At 48.4% G+C, this 16,200-nt stretch carries 11 protein-coding genes and 1 pseudogene; 9 read left to right on the plus strand and 3 right to left on the minus strand.

Annotated elements, in window-relative coordinates:
- The first annotated feature begins 830 nt into the window (after positions 1-830).
- Positions 831-1,538, plus strand: coding sequence for a pseudouridine synthase (locus GSQ62_RS03840; RefSeq protein ID WP_161888282.1), 708 nt, complete (start codon positions 831-833; stop codon positions 1,536-1,538).
- Positions 1,539-2,132: 594 nt separating this feature from the next.
- Here the strand turns inward: GSQ62_RS03840 and GSQ62_RS03845 are convergent.
- Positions 2,133-4,568, minus strand: coding sequence for an outer membrane beta-barrel family protein (locus tag GSQ62_RS03845; RefSeq protein ID WP_161888283.1), 2,436 nt, complete (start codon positions 4,566-4,568; stop codon positions 2,133-2,135).
- Between the two features lie 311 nt (positions 4,569-4,879).
- On the opposite strand from GSQ62_RS03845, the gene GSQ62_RS03850 reads away from it, so the two are divergent.
- Positions 4,880-5,947 carry a sensor histidine kinase gene (locus GSQ62_RS03850; RefSeq protein WP_161888284.1) on the plus strand — a complete coding sequence of 356 codons (1,068 nt, stop codon included), beginning with the start codon at positions 4,880-4,882 and terminating at the stop codon, positions 5,945-5,947.
- Positions 5,928-6,686: a LytR/AlgR family response regulator transcription factor gene (locus GSQ62_RS03855; protein ID WP_161888285.1), complete on the plus strand. Its 759-nt coding sequence runs from the start codon at positions 5,928-5,930 to the stop codon at positions 6,684-6,686. The genes GSQ62_RS03850 and GSQ62_RS03855 overlap by 20 nt, the downstream gene beginning before the upstream one ends.
- A gap of 640 nt (positions 6,687-7,326) precedes the next feature.
- On the opposite strand, the pseudogene GSQ62_RS03860 reads toward GSQ62_RS03855, so the two are convergent.
- Together GSQ62_RS03860 and GSQ62_RS03865 are read right to left on the minus strand one after the other, a co-directional pair.
- A pseudogene (locus tag GSQ62_RS03860) lies at positions 7,327-7,776 on the minus strand (transposase); the annotation flags it as partial.
- A gap of 454 nt (positions 7,777-8,230) precedes the next feature.
- Positions 8,231-8,608, minus strand: a complete 378-nt coding sequence (locus GSQ62_RS03865) for a hypothetical protein (protein ID WP_161888286.1) — start codon at positions 8,606-8,608, stop codon at positions 8,231-8,233.
- A gap of 410 nt (positions 8,609-9,018) precedes the next feature.
- On the opposite strand from GSQ62_RS03865, the gene GSQ62_RS03870 reads away from it, so the two are divergent.
- The 6 genes from GSQ62_RS03870 to GSQ62_RS03895 all read left to right on the plus strand — a co-directional run bounded on the left by GSQ62_RS03870 (position 9,019) and on the right by GSQ62_RS03895 (position 15,316).
- A complete protein-coding gene (locus GSQ62_RS03870) occupies positions 9,019-9,774 on the plus strand; it encodes an SDR family oxidoreductase (RefSeq protein ID WP_161888287.1) in 756 nt (251 codons plus the stop codon).
- Between the two features lie 34 nt (positions 9,775-9,808).
- Positions 9,809-11,524, plus strand: a complete 1,716-nt coding sequence (gene acsA, locus GSQ62_RS03875) for an acetate--CoA ligase (protein WP_237586959.1) — start codon at positions 9,809-9,811, stop codon at positions 11,522-11,524.
- 268 nt (positions 11,525-11,792) lie between these two features.
- Positions 11,793-12,788 carry a pyruvate dehydrogenase (acetyl-transferring) E1 component subunit alpha gene (pdhA, locus tag GSQ62_RS03880; protein ID WP_161888288.1) on the plus strand — a complete coding sequence of 332 codons (996 nt, stop codon included), beginning with the start codon at positions 11,793-11,795 and terminating at the stop codon, positions 12,786-12,788.
- Complete coding sequence (locus GSQ62_RS03885; RefSeq protein ID WP_161888289.1) at positions 12,788-13,780, plus strand: alpha-ketoacid dehydrogenase subunit beta; 993 nt, start codon at positions 12,788-12,790, stop codon at positions 13,778-13,780. Before pdhA ends, GSQ62_RS03885 begins: the two co-directional genes overlap by 1 nt.
- Positions 13,767-15,053 carry a dihydrolipoamide acetyltransferase family protein gene (locus GSQ62_RS03890; RefSeq protein ID WP_161888290.1) on the plus strand — a complete coding sequence of 429 codons (1,287 nt, stop codon included), beginning with the start codon at positions 13,767-13,769 and terminating at the stop codon, positions 15,051-15,053. The genes GSQ62_RS03885 and GSQ62_RS03890 overlap by 14 nt, the downstream gene beginning before the upstream one ends.
- Positions 15,050-15,316, plus strand: coding sequence for an acyl carrier protein (locus GSQ62_RS03895; protein ID WP_161888291.1), 267 nt, complete (start codon positions 15,050-15,052; stop codon positions 15,314-15,316). The genes GSQ62_RS03890 and GSQ62_RS03895 overlap by 4 nt, the downstream gene beginning before the upstream one ends.
- Positions 15,317-16,200: the final 884 nt, after the last annotated feature.

Raw genomic sequence — 16,200 nt, forward strand, 5'->3', positions numbered from 1 at the left:
AAACTTCCTGGATGAGAGCGGCTTTCCGGACTTTTTGTTTGGGAGGGCGATTATACTTTCCCAGGCTGGCAGGCGGAAGGAAGCCGAGAAGAAGGCGTTTCAGGCTTTCTGCCACGACACATACCTGTTCGACAAGTTTATCGGCAGGCCCGTAGTGTCGGTTTCCAATTAGGAAAGCTCTAGCCTTGAGTCCTCATGCTTCGCCATCAACCACTTTGACTACTAAAGCAAACAAGGAAATCTATCAGACTTTGCAGCATGGCTGAACAAGCTCACCCAAGCAGAAAAATTCTGCCGCCTAAGCGAGAAGCACATCACCATCCACTGGCGACTGAAAAACTTAAGCGACACCGAAACAAGGCACTGCTTATACAAACACGCGGACCAACTGGAAGACGAACTGCAGTAACCGGCAAGAGAAAGACTCAGCCCCCAGATAGGCGCAAAATACTGTGATAAAAATAACAGAATCAGAATAGTATTGATAATCTTGGTTTTTCCGCTGACAGTTCCTGCAACCGCTCAAGTTGGTGTTTTATTGATCTGGAAAGGGGACCACAGTGGCCGGATGACCTTGCTCTACAGACTCTCCTGCTAACCGTTGCTTTCGCTATGGAGATCCTTATGGAGGACTCGGAAGATCACTTCTTTGGTCTTTAGCGAAGCCACTCGATTAATGATGGGCGGCACTGTTTTTACAGGCACCAAGGTTTTGCCATTTTGAGCGTTGAGATCAATTAGCTTCAAGTCAGCTAAAATAAAGTAGTCTTTGTTAAATTACACCATGAAATATATTACACCTTATTTCTCACCCAGCTTCTCTGCTATACATGAAAGCCCACTGTTCTTCCCTCAAGCAATTCATTGTCCGGAAATTAGGTTTATCGAACAAAGACGCTGTCCATTATATTCTTTCAGGCAGGGTACTGGTGAATGGCAAGCAGGGGGCGTTAAGTCAGGTGCTGCTGCCGGAAGATGAGGTTCAGGCGGACGGGCAGTTCATCAAGGAGGCGAATAAGAAAGTATACCTGGCTTACCATAAGCCACGCGGCATAGAGTCCACGATGAATGCCCGAATAGAGAATAATCTCTTACAGGCTTTAGGCTTTGCCCAAAGGGTGTATCCTGTGGGAAGGCTGGATAAAGAATCGGAAGGGCTTATGCTGCTCACGGATGATGGGGCACTCCTGTACAATATACTCCACACGGAGAGGCACCAGGAAAAGGAATACCTGGTAACCGTGGATAGTCCCTTGACACAGCGGGCAGTTGATAATCTTGCCGAAGGAATAGTTATTATGGGTAAAAAAACACGGCCCGCCGTCGTTAGGCAGGTGGATGAGAAAACTTTTAACATCATCCTGACACAGGGGCTCAACCGACAGATCAGAAGAATGTGTTACAAACTGGGGTATCAGGTGCAGAAACTCTTGCGCGTCCGCATCATCACCCTTGATCTGGGAAACCTGCCGCTTGGGGAATGGCGCTACCTTAACCAATCAGAAATCGATGATTTAAAGCAGAGGGTTTCTACTTGAGCAAGTGTATGCCTGAATCCGTAAGCTCTAATGAGTTATTAGGAACCCAAGCGTATAGTCATTCCTCAAAATACACCCTTAAGCCCCTAAATTCCTGTGGATCAGGTTCGATAATTCACTCCTTCGGTCTACTACAGCAAAAAAGCCGCTCCACATTCTATGGAGCGGCTTTTTTGGTTCGATGATTTCCCCTTTGGTTGTGCTATTCAACATCAAGAACCAAAGGAAACTTTAATATTTGTGCAATAGGTTCGCGGGCAGATCAAATAGTTGTTGGTAAAAAGGAAGACAAAGCCAGTGTACAGTATTAAAACCTTGTATCGAGCCTATTTTGCTTCCCATGCTAACCTTTTACAGAAATTAGCGGTTGTACTCAATTCGCTAAAAAATACTTTAATAACACGAAGTTGTAAAGGTACAACGATACAAGGGAACAGGTTTTAAAGTTCCAGGATGCTTAATCTAACTACGACCTGATAGATAAGAAATGAGACGCCTGCCATACGGACAAGCGCCTCTTCTGATTCAGGACTAGATCAGAACTTAATGCTATCTTTCTGTTTCAAGCCAAAGCTAGCAAACTATAGTTTCAGCTTACTTGCCGCCGGCTCTGTTTACTTCATCCAGGTTTATACTTTTCTTGCCGGCTTTAAACTCGCTGCCCTTGCTGAACCGGTAACGAAGACTGAGATTAAAGCTTTGTGTGCCCCTGTACTGATCGGCTGTAATGGTGTTGCCGTCTATGTTTATAGCTCCTGCCATGCGTTTGGTTTTGAAGATGTCTGTCACGCTCATAGTTACGTCCAGCTTATCATGCATAAAAGAACGCTTCAAGCCAGCATCTACTCCCCAGTTAGCATTAACCCGGTATAAACCGTAGGCTACAGGTCCTTGATAAGCAGCATTCAGTTCAAGGCGTACATCTTTTGGCATCTGCACCGTGTTGTTTGACTGCAGCATAAAAGAAACCCGCTCGTTTGCCAGCACCCGCTGCTCCCGTTCTGCTGTAAACTTTTGGTATATCACCGTCGCTGTGTTATTGATTTGCCATACTGGTAAAATTTGAAGCGGCACTACAACTGTCGCATCCATGCTTTCCATCTTGTCCAGGTTCTGCTGCTGAAAATACGTGGTCTTATCTTCGGCATCCTGTTCCGGCACTTCTGCTATAAAGTCTTTCGTTTTAGCATAACCCACTACGACATTGTAGCGCTGATGTATAGTTTGTGTAATGCTAAGAGCGTTTGTGTACTGCGGCTTTAAATATGGATTGCCCACCACCCAAGAATAAGGATCAATGTAGAATATGAAAGGGTTCAAGGCGCTATACTGCGGTCTGTTAACCCGGCGGCTATAGGAATAACGAACCTGGTAGTTGTCACTTACCGCATGCTGCACAAACAAGGTTGGGAACAGGTTAAAGTAATTCATATCTGTTTTCTGCTCCATAGTTACGGAATTACCTTCTGCAAACGTCTGCTCGACACGGAGACCAGCCTGTATACTTAGCTTTTTGCCAATAGCAGTAGCGTAAGAAGCGTAAGCTGCCAAGATGCTTTCTTTATAGATGAAGTGATTGCTGCGCTTTGCATCCGGATACATGGCACCATCTGTTTCCTCATAAAACTTCAATTCATTATCCGAGGTCACGCGGCTTACCTTTGCCCCTGCTTCCAGTTTGCCTGCTTTGCCTATCGTTTTCGTGAGATCTGCTTTTGCAGCATAGATGTCGTAGTTGTTTGGGTTATCATATAGCAACCTGTTAACAGATACTCCGGCAGGTACACCAAGACTATCTAAACGGTTCACGAACATGGCATCGTCCTGACTGTAGAGTCGCACATAATTCAGGTCTGCCGAGAGCGTAGTGCCCAGCGTATCAAGTTTGCCCAGGTAATGCAGGTTTAAGGTGCTGTTTTGCTTTTCACCGTTTCCAATATTCAGCGCATCAATCAGCAGGTCGTTTTCAGAGTTGCCATCAACCAGCTTCGCAAGTGCTTTGATGTTGTTTTCTGTGTTGTAAACAGATATATCTGCCATAAAACCAAGGCTGTGTCGCTGGTTTAACTCCAGGTCAGTGCCTATTCTAAGAGTAGGTACTGTTCTTGTTCCTTCTTCTCTCAGGTTCTGGTTAAGTTTGCTGTCCTGCTGGTTCCGTAAGGTGCGCTGCATTTTGTTTGTTCTGAGATTGGCACGCTCGGCAAAATCAAAGCCTGCAAATGAGTTCCAGGGACCTTTTTTATAGTTTACTTCAGCACCGGCAGTATAGCTGTTCAGTTCGTTGTACTGATAACTGCCATGCAAGCTGCCATGTAAGCCGGTGTCTTTGTTCTGCTTTAGGTTAATGTTGATGATGCCTGACGCACCTTCCGCATCGTATCTGGCAGATGGGTTGGTGATGATCTCCAGGTCTTTGATGTTTTCGCCCGACACATTCTGAAGCAGGTTCTGCAGTTCCTTACCGTTCAGGTATAACAGTTTGTTGTTGATCATCACTTTCACACCTGCTTTGCCATTCAGCTTCAAGTCTCCGTTCTGGTCAATCCACACACCTGGCGATTTTGTTAATACTTCATACGCACTGCTGCCGCCCGACATGGCGGTGCCTTCCACGTTCACTACCATTTTATCGGCATAGGCTACTACAGTTGGGCGTATACCCTGCACCACTACTTCCTGCAACACCTGGGCATTTTCTTTTAAGGTGGTGCTCCCGAAGTCTTTTGTAAAATCTTCGCCGGTTACGTCAAAAGGCTTAGAATCAAGCTGCACATACCCCAAGAAATTGAAGCGCAGCAAGTAGGTGCCTTTTGCCGGAGATTTGATCTGGAATCTGCCATCAGCGTCTGCAGCAGTGCCATTTACAATAGCAGAATCAGCAGCTTTTAAAAGTGCTACATTGGCGAAACCCACCAGTTGCCCCTGCTCGTTTTTTACTGTTCCTGTTAAAAAACCATTTACCTGGCTAAAGCCTGCCTGCGGTAAAATTAGTATCAGCAGCAGGATGAAGTAGTGTTGTAAATTTTTCATTTTCATTAAGTTTTATTTGTCCTGAAATCAATTAGTTGATCCAAAGATGTGACATCAGACTAAGGTTAGAAACCCGTTTCTGATGAAGCGGGACATGAACCGAATGAAATGGGATATGGGGTAGTTGAAATGGAAAGCCCTATAGTTGAAATGGGCAAAACAGGTAATGAAATGGATGTAGTAAGGAACTATATATGCTCTTATGCCCAAAACATGCTCTTGTTTTTGAGCAGCAAAAAGAGTTACTTCGGTCACGAAACAGCTGTTACACTTACCTACCCTTCAGCTGATTCCAAGGACTAATTTTAAAGATGCGCACCAAGTATAAACCCTTCCTGCAACAGGTTGCCATTGCTGCCCTGACGACAGTGCTTTTATACTATGCGCTGGTATTCGTACACCAGGGTACCATCTGGCTTTTTGACACAGGCATTTTAGTAGAACTTGTTGTTGCCTTCTTTTTTCTGCTGGCCATTTTTGTTGCAAACGGTTTTATTTCCAGGGCCTTTACATGGGGGCCACTGAATCGCATCCAGGGTATCTGGAAAGCGGTTTTGGAAGGCATCACGGTAGTAGCCAGCAGCGTTACCCTTTGCTTCCTGCTTTATTATGTTCCTTACAGGCTTATCTACTATGTGGCTGATACAGAAGTAAACCTGTTGCCTGAACGGGTTCGCCTGGCCTATGTCATCAGTAGCGTGGCGGCGCTTTTCTTTTATTATTTTGTAGAACGTGAGCGGAAGGTAAAGGAGCTACAGGCTGAGCATTTACGCGCTGAACAGTTGCAGAAAGAAAACTTCAGGGCACAGCTGGAAGCGCTGAAGAACCAGGTCAACCCGCATTTCCTGTTCAACAGCTTAAACGTACTCAGTTCGCTTATCTATGTTGATCCGGACCAAGCAGCTACATTTCTGAGCCAGCTTTCGGAAGTATACCGGGCGCTGCTAGATAGTGGAGACAAGCAACTGGTTCCGCTCGCTAAAGAACTGGAACTGGCCAACGCCTACATCTACCTGATGCAGACCCGCTTTGGCGGAAACATGCAATTTACAGTAGACGTGCCAGCTAACTTCCTGCACTTGCAGTTGCCTCCTACTTCTGTGCAGATGCTGCTTGAAAATGCGATAAAACATAACGGCTCTACTACAACTAAACCGCTGCACATCTCCGTGTTTGTAAAAGATACTAAACTGGTCGTTGAAAACAATCTGCAGCCCCGCCTTGAGGAAGTAGTCTCCACGAAGGTAGGCTTGAAGAACATCAGCAGCAGATATAAATACTTTACTGATGGGAAAGTGGAAGTGGCGCAAAATGAGCAGACTTTTAGGGTAGCTTTACCTTTACTTGATGTAGCCCGTTATGAAAGTAGTTATAGTTGAGGATGAGCAATTGGCGGCCGATGCTTTGGCCGTTATCGTGAAAAGGCTTCGGCCACAGACAGAAGTTCTCTCCAGGATCGGATCTGTGGAGGAGGCTGTGCAATGGTTTAACCTGCACCAGGCCCCGGACTTGATTTTCTGCGACATTCATCTCTCGGACGGCAACAGTTTTGAGATCTTCAGGCAGGTAACAGTTAATTGCCCGGTCATCTTCACGACGGCCTACAACCAATATGCCATAGAAGCCTTTAAGGTAAACAGCATAGATTACCTGCTAAAACCGATCAAGCCGGAGGATGTGGCGCTTGCTTTAAAGAAGTATGAAAACCAGCACCGCTCTATACCACTAGATATATACAACCTAAACCAGTTACTACAGGCGCAACAGCCTCAGCAGCATGTAAAATCCAGGTTTCTGGTGAAGCAGGGCCAGGGGATTAAGGCAATTCCCGTGAAAGAAGTGGCTTACTTTTGGGCAGAGGAAGGCATCGTGTTTCTGGTAACAAAGCAAGGCAAACGCTTCATCATCAGCTATACTTTGGACCAGTTAGAGGAGCAGCTTGACAGTGCTATCTTTTTCAGGGCAAACAGGCAACTGATAGTTCACATTGATGCCGTGCAAGAGGTACGCCCCTACTTCAAAGGCAGACTATCGTTACTGCTACAACCCGCCGTGGCGGAAGATGCTATTATTAGCAGCAGCAAAGCATCAGACTTTAAAGTTTGGCTGGATATGTAGTAAATTATATTAAAAAAGGATGGCATAGTTAGCTGCTCTCCTGCAAATAATCTACTAAGTTAGCCAAATCCCTGTGGATAAAGTTCGATAATTCACTCCTTCGGTCTACACGAAAGGCTATCAGAAGCGTCTGGTGGCCTTTTTTATTGATCCGCGGACACTATTCGGACACTAAAATCAGCTCCTCATCAATTTTCCGGGTTCCAACCAGTCTTTCCAAAGGCTGTTTAGGAGATTTTAGAAGCAGTAGAGGGATAGCTGTGGCGGTTGCCCTTTCCCTACTCTTTGCGTCCGGATGCGTAAATAGCTTGGCGCTTATCCTCTCCAACCATCGCTTCTCTTCATCTCACTTACACATATCAAGAATCAAATCCCCCTTCTGATTGGTGAGACGGCAATTCGGGACACCGGAGGAACTGTTTGCCTGACCCGTCCTGGAAAAGTTGACGATTTTGAGTTGATAATAAATTTAAAGAATTAATACGGCTATAGCTTGTCAACTGTATTGATTTTGTCTTCGAATGTCTAGTTGAGTACTCAACTAGCTTGACGCTTTTTTATTCGGCAACCACTGTTATCGTAGCAGTGGACTTGTGGGTAACTCTGCAGGCGTTACCCACAAGTCCACTGCTTTTTTAGCTTATATGGCATCCCCCTCACTCACGGAAGACTTATTCTTCCACTGCTTCGCCAAAGGCTCTTCCTCCTGGTGAGCTTGTGAGGGAGTCAAGCAACTACAGCTCATGTGAGGGCGAAGCGTGTTGTAATTGCGGATACCCTTTTCTACAGCCCATAGAGCCTCCACATGTGTCTTGAACACCTGGTTGACCCTGGACTCATGCTTTAAGATACCATTCACCCTTTCGGCTATCTGATCCTCGTGCGCCTCTCCACTGTCTGTCATGCTGATGGCAATATCTGCTGCTTTTAGCTTCTTCACATATCCAAAGCTGCAGTACTGCACGCCCCGGTCAGAGTGGTGAATAAGCTTGCCGCCTTGTTTCCTGCGTGTGGCGAGCGCCATTTCTAAAGCTTTCAGACAACCTTCTGTGCTTAGAAACTGATGCAGGCAGTAGCCTACGATCTTCTTGGAATAAGCATCAGAACCAGAGACAGGTAGTTGAAGTCAAAGCCCGCATAGATGTAGGTCATGTCACACACCCAGACTTGCTCGGTCTCCAGAACTGGAAGCTGTTTGATCAGGTTAGGATACTCTCTTAAACGATGGTTAGAATGTGTGGTCTTGGGCGCAGATCTTTTATGGCGGATGAGCAGACGGTGTCCCCGGAGCAACTCATGCAGCCGGTCCCTGCCCATGGCAATCCCGCTTTTCTGCAGGGGTTCCCGCAGCAGTAGACACAGCCTCTTTGTCCCCAGCCCAGGAATCTCCCTCCTGATGGCAGTGACCAGATCCAACGCCAGCATAGCCTGGGCTGCGCGTTGATCCAGGAATACCCTTCGCTGATGAAACGCTTGACGGCTTTTACCAAACAGTCGGCAAAGGTTACCGACACCTACCTTTGCTGTTCCCTTATACTGTAGGGTCAGGACCGTTTGGCGCCAGGCTTTTTTCGAATCGAAATCTTGGGGCCCTTTTCCGCCACCCCAATCATCGTGTGCAGGGCCAAAATCATGAGATTAGCCTCCTCCAGGGCTTTCTCCAGCTGTTTGTTTCGCTGCTTTAGGGCTTCCAGGTTTTGCCTTTGCTTCTCAGTCATGGGAGGTAAAGATATAAGCCCCTGCTCAATTTTTTGCTGGTAGCCAGCCACCCAATGATGGATAGTTTTGACACTGTCAATGCCAAGTTCCTGCATAATTTGCCTGGCATCTTCGCCGCCGAAAAGCACGCGAAAGGCAGCGGCCTCTTTGACTTCCTCGCCATACTGATAGCGGTAAAGTAGTTCTCGACTGTGTTCTTCCATAGGGATAGTTCGTTTGAAAAACTGTCAACCTATAGCAGGACAAGACCCTGTAAGGGTGTGGGATATTCTTTTACTCTAATTGTCAACACGGCCTAAATTACATTTTTCAGACACCGCCTAATTGTGCCGTTGGTATCTCGCCTGTTGGCCAATGTTACCTGATTATTTCTCTATGCCGCAGCCCTGAAACAAAATACGACCTTTTTATGTACTTAAATAATATACGATATTATTTAACAGTTCCGAAAGGCATTGTTTGTATCAATCTTGCGCTATAATCCTTGTTGTAACTCCACCTTATCGACCGGAACACCTTAGCCCCCATTCCCGTAGTCGCTCGCATTTCCGATCAGTCCCGTTAAGATCTGCTTATTTAAATACTCTTGGGTAAAATCTCTCATGTTAAATATATGGAAAAGCAATTTGAAGGCAAAGTGGCAATCGTGACCGGGGGAAGCTTTGGGATTGGCAAAGCCACGGCTGTGATGTTTGCACAACGAGGCGCCAAAGTAGCTGTTGTAGATTGGAAAGAGGGCATGGAAACAGTCAATGCTATTAAATCAACCGGTGGTGAAGCTATTTTTATAAAATGCGATGTATCAAAACCTGCCGAGGTACAGGTTATGGTTGAGCAAACAACCAGCACTTTTGGCCGGCTCGATTATGCTTTTAACAATGCCGGTATAGAAGGCGCCTCTGCCCCTACTCACGAAGTAACGGAAGAGAATTTTGATAAGGTCATCGGCGTAAACGTGAAGGGCGTGTGGCTTTGCATGAAGTATGAGATACCGCACATGCTCCGTCAGGGTAAAGGTGCTATTGTAAACTGCTCGTCTATCGCGGGGGTAATCGGTTTCCCGGGGATACCTATTTATACCGCTTCCAAACACGCAGTGATCGGGCTTACTAAAGCCGCCTCCTTAGAATATGCTACCCAAGGTATTCGAGTAAATGCCGTATGCCCCGGCGCCATCCAGACCGCAATGATCGACCGGTTCATCGAGAAAAATAACACGACCAAAGAAGCTATGGTTGCCGGAGAACCTATAGGCCGATTTGGTGCACCGGAAGAAATTGCGGAAGCTGCTATATGGCTCTGTTCAGATGCCTCTTCGTTTACCACAGGCCATGCGCTGTTAGCAGATGGTGGCTGGGTGGCAAGGTGATTTAGAATGAATAATAAATCATAAATCATTAAATGTGATCGCGCCAAACCTTACCGATTATAGTTCAGTTGACGGCTCTTTTAGTTGGGAGAAGGAACAGGCCGGGCTGAGCTGTTTGCCAAACGGGCAGGGACTGAACATTGCGTACGAGGCTATAGACCGGCATGCACAGGGTAAATTGCGCGACCATACAGCTTTTCGTTTCATCAAAAAAGACATGTCGGTGATGGCCTGCACATACCATGATTTTATGGAGCTGACCAACCGTTTTGCCAATGTGCTGCAGAAACTGGGCGTAGCAAAAGGAGACAGGGTTTTCTCTTTCCTGGGGCGCATTCCCGAACTATACCTAGCAGCGTTGGGAACCCTTAAAACGACGGCTGTCTTCTGCCCACTGTTCAATGTGTTTGGCCCTGAGCCGGTGTTTCAGCGCCTGAACCGCGGCGATGCAAAAGTGCTGGTAACCACCAAAGACCTGTTCGAGAAAAAAATACGACAACTACTGGACCGCCTCCCAGAACTGAACTATATACTGCTGACCGATACCGATAAAGACGAAAACGAACAGATCCGCTCGCTGCCAGGCCTAATGGAACAAGCCTCTGACGAATACACTATACCTCCTACCGACCCTGAAGACCCGGCCCTGCTGCATTTTACAAGCGGCACCACCGGCCTACCCAAAGGCGCGCTGCATGTTCACAAAGCCGTGCTGGTGCATTACGTAACAGGCAAGTATGTTCTCGATTTTCACCCCGATGATATTTACTGGTGCACTGCCGACCCGGGCTGGGTTACGGGTACCTCTTATGGCATAATAGCCCCGCTCGTAAATGGCGTTACTAACCTTGTGGATGAAGAAGAATTTGATGCCGTGCGCTGGTATACCATACTGCAGGAGCAAAAAGTAAATATCTGGTACACCGCCCCGACTGGCATACGCCGCCTGATGCGCATGAACATCATCCCGAAAGACAACTATAACCTGGACAACCTGCGGCTGGTGCTGAGTGTGGGCGAGCCATTACACGCCGAGGCTGTGGTGTGGGGTGAAAAAGCTTTTGGCATGCCGATACTCGATAACTGGTGGCAAACCGAAACCGGCGGTATCATGATTGCAAACTATAGAGCCATGCAGGTAAGGCCGGGCTCAATGGGCAAACCATTACCCGGCGTGGAAGCTGCCATTGCCGAGGTGACGGATGATAGTTTCACAATAATAGACGAACCTGACAAAGAAGGACACCTGGTACTGAAACGCGGCTGGCCCTCTATGTTCCGTGCCTATTTGCACGACGAGGAGCGCTACACCAAAAGCTTCAGGGGAGACTGGTACCTGACCGGAGACCTGGCCAAACGTGATAAGGACGGCTACTTCTGGTTTGTAGGCCGGGCAGACGATATCATTAAAACATCCGGGCACATGGTAGGCCCTTTTGAGGTGGAGAGCGCCCTGATGGAGCACCCGGCCATATCGGAAGCAGCAGTTATCGGTAAACCTGACCAGCTGATAGGAGAACTGGTGAAAGCCTTTATAGTTCTGAAGCCCGCCCAGCAACCCGACGAAACCACTAAAATGGACATCACAGCATTTGCCCGTAAACGGCTTGGCCCGGCAGTATCGCCCAAAGAGATCAGCTTTATAGAGAACCTGCCCAAAACAAAAAGTGGTAAAATATTGCGCAGACTACTAAAGGCACGTGAACTGGGTTTGCCGGAAGGTGATCTGTCTACGCTGGAGCAGCCGTAACTATATCAGTATATGCCCCTCGCTCGCCTCTGGCGAGTGTGCGCTATTCAGTGGCGTCCCGCCACTTATACCGAAGGCACAAACTATAGCGGCCAGAGCCCGCAGGTAACACACATCCCGAAAGCTTTCAGGGCGAGGGCAAATTTAAATGCTGTCGCGGGTTTGTACCCCGTGTCTTACTACAATATTGAGTCTGTGACTCGACTGGGCCAGAGGCCCAACTATAGCCGGCACGAGCGATAACGCTCGCGCCATGATTAAGTGAACTATGGAACAGCAACCTGAACAAACTATAAACCTCAGCAAAGAGCAAGCGCAAAAACTGCTTTACCAGATGATCCTTATCCGGAAGTTTGAGGAAAAGTCGGCGGAGATGTATACCAAAGAAAAGATTCGGGGCTTTCTGCATTTATATGTTGGTGAAGAGGCTGTCGCTGTTGGGGTTTTGCAGGCGCTCTCTCCTGAGGATAACGTACTATGCACGTATCGCGAGCACGGTCATGCACTGGTTCGTGGGTTGGAGCCGGGCGTGATCATGGCCGAAATGTATGGCAAACAGGAAGGCTGCAGTGGGGGCCGCGGAGGCTCTATGCATTTGTTTGATGCGAAAACTAAGTTCTATGGTGGCAATGCTATAGTTGCCGGGCACCTGGCAATGGCCGTCGGGTTGGCTTTGGCCGATAGAAAAATGAAGCGCGACCAGGTAACCTGCTGCTTTTTCGGGGAGGGGGCTATGGCAGAAGGGGCTTTTCATGAGGCTATGAACCTGGCCGCTTTGTGGCAGGTGCCGGTGCTTTTTGTATGCGAAAATAACCTCTATGCCATGGGCACAGCCCTGCGCTACACCCACGCCCAGACCAAACTCGAAATTAAAGGGGCTGCTTACGGCATTACATCCGCATCAGTAGACGGCATGGACCTGCTACAGGTAATGGATGCCGCGAACAAAGCCGTGCAAACTATACGCGAAACCGGTCATCCTTATTTCCTGGTCTGTAACACCTACCGTTTCAGGGCGCACTCCATGTTTGATGCCGAACTGTACCGCGAAAAAAGCGAGGTAGACCAATGGAAGCAACGAGACCCGATACCAGCTTTTACCCGGTATCTGAAAGAACAGCAATTACTGACTGATACGGACCTGCATGAAATAGAAAGCCGTGTGGAAGTGGAGGTACAGCAAGCTGTAGACTTTGCCGAAACCTGCAGCTTTGAACCTGTGGAAGAGCTCCTGAAATATACTTACAGCGAAAAACAGAACTGATGGCCGGCGACCGCATCACATATCGCGAGTGCATAAAACAGGCCATCAGGGAAGCCATGCTGGCTGATGAGCGCGTGTTTATGATGGGCGAAGACGTTGGCCACTATGGCGGTGCCTTTGCCGTGAGCAAGAACCTGCTGCAGGAATTTGGTCCCAAACGAATCATGGATACACCTTTGTCGGAAGCCGGTTTTGTGGGTGCCGGTATAGGGGCTGCGCTTGGCGGCATGCTGCCTATAGTTGAGATCATGACCGTAAACTTTAGTCTGCTGGCCCTGGACCAGATAGCGAACAATGCGGCAACGTTGCTGCACATGTCGGGTGGACAGTTTAACGTGCCGCTTGTGATACGCATGAGTACTGGCATTGGCCGGCAACTGGCTGCGCAGCACTCGCATAGCTGGGAGCCAATTTTTGCACACATCCCGGGATTGCGTATTTTGTCTGCCGGCACACACGAAGATGCCCGCTATATGCTTGCTCCTGCCCTTGCAGACCCCGATCCGGTTATCATCTTTGAATATACCTCTATGCTTAACATAGAAAGAGGACTCCCGGAAACAAAGACCGGCGTGGACATCAGCAAAGCAAAAGTAAGGCGAGAGGGGCGAGATATTACCATTATTACCTATGGTACTGGCGTGTACAAAGCCCTGGAATCAGCCTCCGAACTGGCCGCAGCCGGCATTGAAGCCGAAGTAGTAGACCTGCGCGTGCTGCGCCCGCTTGATGAAGAAACTATAGTTGCATCAGTAGCTAAAACAAGCCGGGCGTTTATAGTAGAGGATGCAAGCAGGTCGGTTAGTGTATCGTCGGAGGTGAGCGCCCGCATTATGGAAAAATGCTTTTACGACCTTGATGCGCCGGTGCAACGGCTGTGCGGAGCCGAAGTGCCAATTCCGTATCCAAAACATTTAGAAGATGCCTCGGTGCCGCAACCAGCTCAGATCGTAACTGCCATCAAGAAAATACTGCAACATGATCGCGTATAAAATGCCCAGCCTTGGTGCCGACATGGAGAGCGGTTTTCTACGGGAATGGCGTGTGCAACCCGGCGACAGGATAAACAAAGGCGACATTATTGCCGAAGTGGAGACCCAGAAAGGTATCATCGAGATAGAGGTTTTTGAAGAAGGGATTATTGGCGAACTGCTTGTAAAGATAGACGACCAGGTACCTGTAGGCACAACTATGGCAACTATACTAACCGATGAAGAAGCAAGATCCGGCATAAAACAGGTCCCAACTGAAGCTCGAAAGGAAACTATAGTCGCACTACCTGTTTCAGAAACCATAAAAGAACAGCAAACTATAGCGCAGCCGCATCGCATCAGGGCTTCGCCGCTGGCAAAAAGGATAGCCGCCGAAAAAGGCATTGATATTACCACCGTACACGGCACCGGTCCCGAAGGAGCCATTACCCGTGAAGATGTGGAACATGCCCAGGCAGCTCAAGTCGCCCCGCAAGCTCAACCTGAAAAGTCAACTATAGCACCTCAGCCTGCTCAACCACAGAAACCAACTATAATTAAAGCCAAACCAGCTGAGCCAGTTAACCCGGAAGAGATCATTACAGAGAAACCTGCGGCACCACCTGCCACTGCTGCTGAAACCATACGCATGGCCGTGGCTGCCGCCATGAGCAAATCTAATCGCGAAATTCCGCATTATTACCTCGAAACGAAGATTGACATGAGCAAGGCACTGACCTGGCTGACAGAAACAAATAAGCGAAGGCCTGTAAAGGAACGGTTGCTGCCGGCTGTGTTGCTGATAAAAGCCGTAGCCAAAGCCCTGAACGATATGCCCGACCTGAATGCATGGTGGGAGGACAGCCTGCAGCGCAAGGAAACTATAAATGTAGGCTACGTGGTGGCGCTCCGTATAGGAGGCATTATGGTACCAACTATTCACGACGCAGACACTAAAACTCTGGAAGACCTGATGCTGGCATTGAATGACCTGATACCGCGTGCCCGGGCGCTACGGCTGCGCAGCTCCGAACTTGCCGACTCAACTATAACCGTTACCAGCCTGGGCGAAGGCGGCGTGGAAACGGTTTACGGGGTTATATATCCGCCGCAGGTGGCGCTGGTTGGTTTTGGCGGCATAACAGACCAACCCTGGGCCGAGAACGGCATGCTGACCGTTCGCCCTGTACTTACCGCCACCCTTGCCGCCGACCACCGGGCATCTGACGGCAGCACCGGCAGCAAATTCCTGACAGCCATTAAAAACTACTTACAACAACCCGACAAACTATGACACCGGAAGAAATAAAACAGGCACTGGTACAACGCCTCAAAACTATAGCCCCTGACACCGAACCCGCGCAACTGCAACCCGACGACAACATCCGACAAACTTTGGGCATCGACTCGTTTGATTACCTTCAGTTTATAGTTGCCATAGATGAACAGTTTGGAATAGAAACTCCGGAGGAAGACTACGGAACGATACAGACCATGCAGGAACTGACAGATTATGTGGCCGCCCGTGTGAAGAGTGATCCAAACAAATCCCGGTAAAAAAGTTCCTGGTACTGAACAGGGCCTGCTTCAGGAAGTTAATGCAGCTGTAGAGGGACAGCTGTAGCGGTTGCTCCTTTCCTACTCATGTGTCCGGAGATGTAAATAGCTGTGGGGTTTTCCGCTCCAACCATTGCTTCTCTTCATCTCACTTACTCATCTCATGAATCAAAACCTCTTTTTGATTCGTGAGACGGCAAATTGGGACACTGGGAGAGCAATTTTCCAAAACAGCTTCCTCAAATCGAAAATACGGAGGTATTCTTGCATTGAACGGATCCACCTGCCCTGTCCCATGCATTCCTGTTGCTGGCTGTTGCTCTTTGTTGCGCTGACGTTGCTTCTTATTGTTGGTCGTTACTAACCAGTTGCCCGTCGCGCTTCAGGATCGTTTCCAGTAGGCGGCAAGCAGCTTGAATGCCTGAGAAAGCACTTTTCCTCCTGATGTTTTAGTATTCTCCACTCCAAGCCTGGCGCTCTGTCCCCGTGGCCGCAGCGGTTCAGCAACACAAAAGCAACAGATGCGCAACGTTTCGGCAACGCCAGCGCAACAGGAAATCAACGCTGGAGCAACGACCAGCAACAAGAAGCAACAAGGGGTAACAGCTGCTTTTTGCCCGGCTCCTCCTGCAGTAGGTTGATATAAAAACAGGTTGAAAGTCTCCCCTCTCCCCCGTTTCTGGGGTAGGAACAAGCGGCAGATGCCCAAAGGATCAGCCTTTTAGGAGAGCTCCCCTCAGACAGCATTTTTACGTCCCGAGAACTTGCCGTTTTCTGATACGCCGCCGAGGCGTCTGGCCCCATCTGTATATGGACAGCATGTTCGTGACAGGCTCTTTTTTTTGTCTGAACTTCACAGGCTAGCGGCCTCTTTGACTTCCTCG

It is taken from the genome of Pontibacter russatus (assembly GCF_009931655.1).
Classification (GTDB): domain Bacteria; phylum Bacteroidota; class Bacteroidia; order Cytophagales; family Hymenobacteraceae; genus Pontibacter; species Pontibacter russatus.

Coding starts and splice junctions, on each gene's coding strand:
- GSQ62_RS03850 (WP_161888284.1), top strand. CDS start 4,880: ATGCGCACCAAGTATAAACCCTTCCTGCAACAGGTTGCCATTGCTGCC.
- GSQ62_RS03855 (WP_161888285.1), top strand. CDS start 5,928: ATGAAAGTAGTTATAGTTGAGGATGAGCAATTGGCGGCCGATGCTTTG.
- pdhA (WP_161888288.1), top strand. CDS start 11,793: ATGGAACAGCAACCTGAACAAACTATAAACCTCAGCAAAGAGCAAGCG.
- GSQ62_RS03895 (WP_161888291.1), top strand. CDS start 15,050: ATGACACCGGAAGAAATAAAACAGGCACTGGTACAACGCCTCAAAACT.
- GSQ62_RS03845 (WP_161888283.1), bottom strand. CDS start 4,568: ATGAAAAATTTACAACACTACTTCATCCTGCTGCTGATACTAATTTTA.
- GSQ62_RS03885 (WP_161888289.1), top strand. CDS start 12,788: ATGGCCGGCGACCGCATCACATATCGCGAGTGCATAAAACAGGCCATC.
- GSQ62_RS03890 (WP_161888290.1), top strand. CDS start 13,767: ATGATCGCGTATAAAATGCCCAGCCTTGGTGCCGACATGGAGAGCGGT.
- GSQ62_RS03865 (WP_161888286.1), bottom strand. CDS start 8,608: ATGGAAGAACACAGTCGAGAACTACTTTACCGCTATCAGTATGGCGAG.
- GSQ62_RS03840 (WP_161888282.1), top strand. CDS start 831: ATGAAAGCCCACTGTTCTTCCCTCAAGCAATTCATTGTCCGGAAATTA.
- GSQ62_RS03870 (WP_161888287.1), top strand. CDS start 9,019: ATGGAAAAGCAATTTGAAGGCAAAGTGGCAATCGTGACCGGGGGAAGC.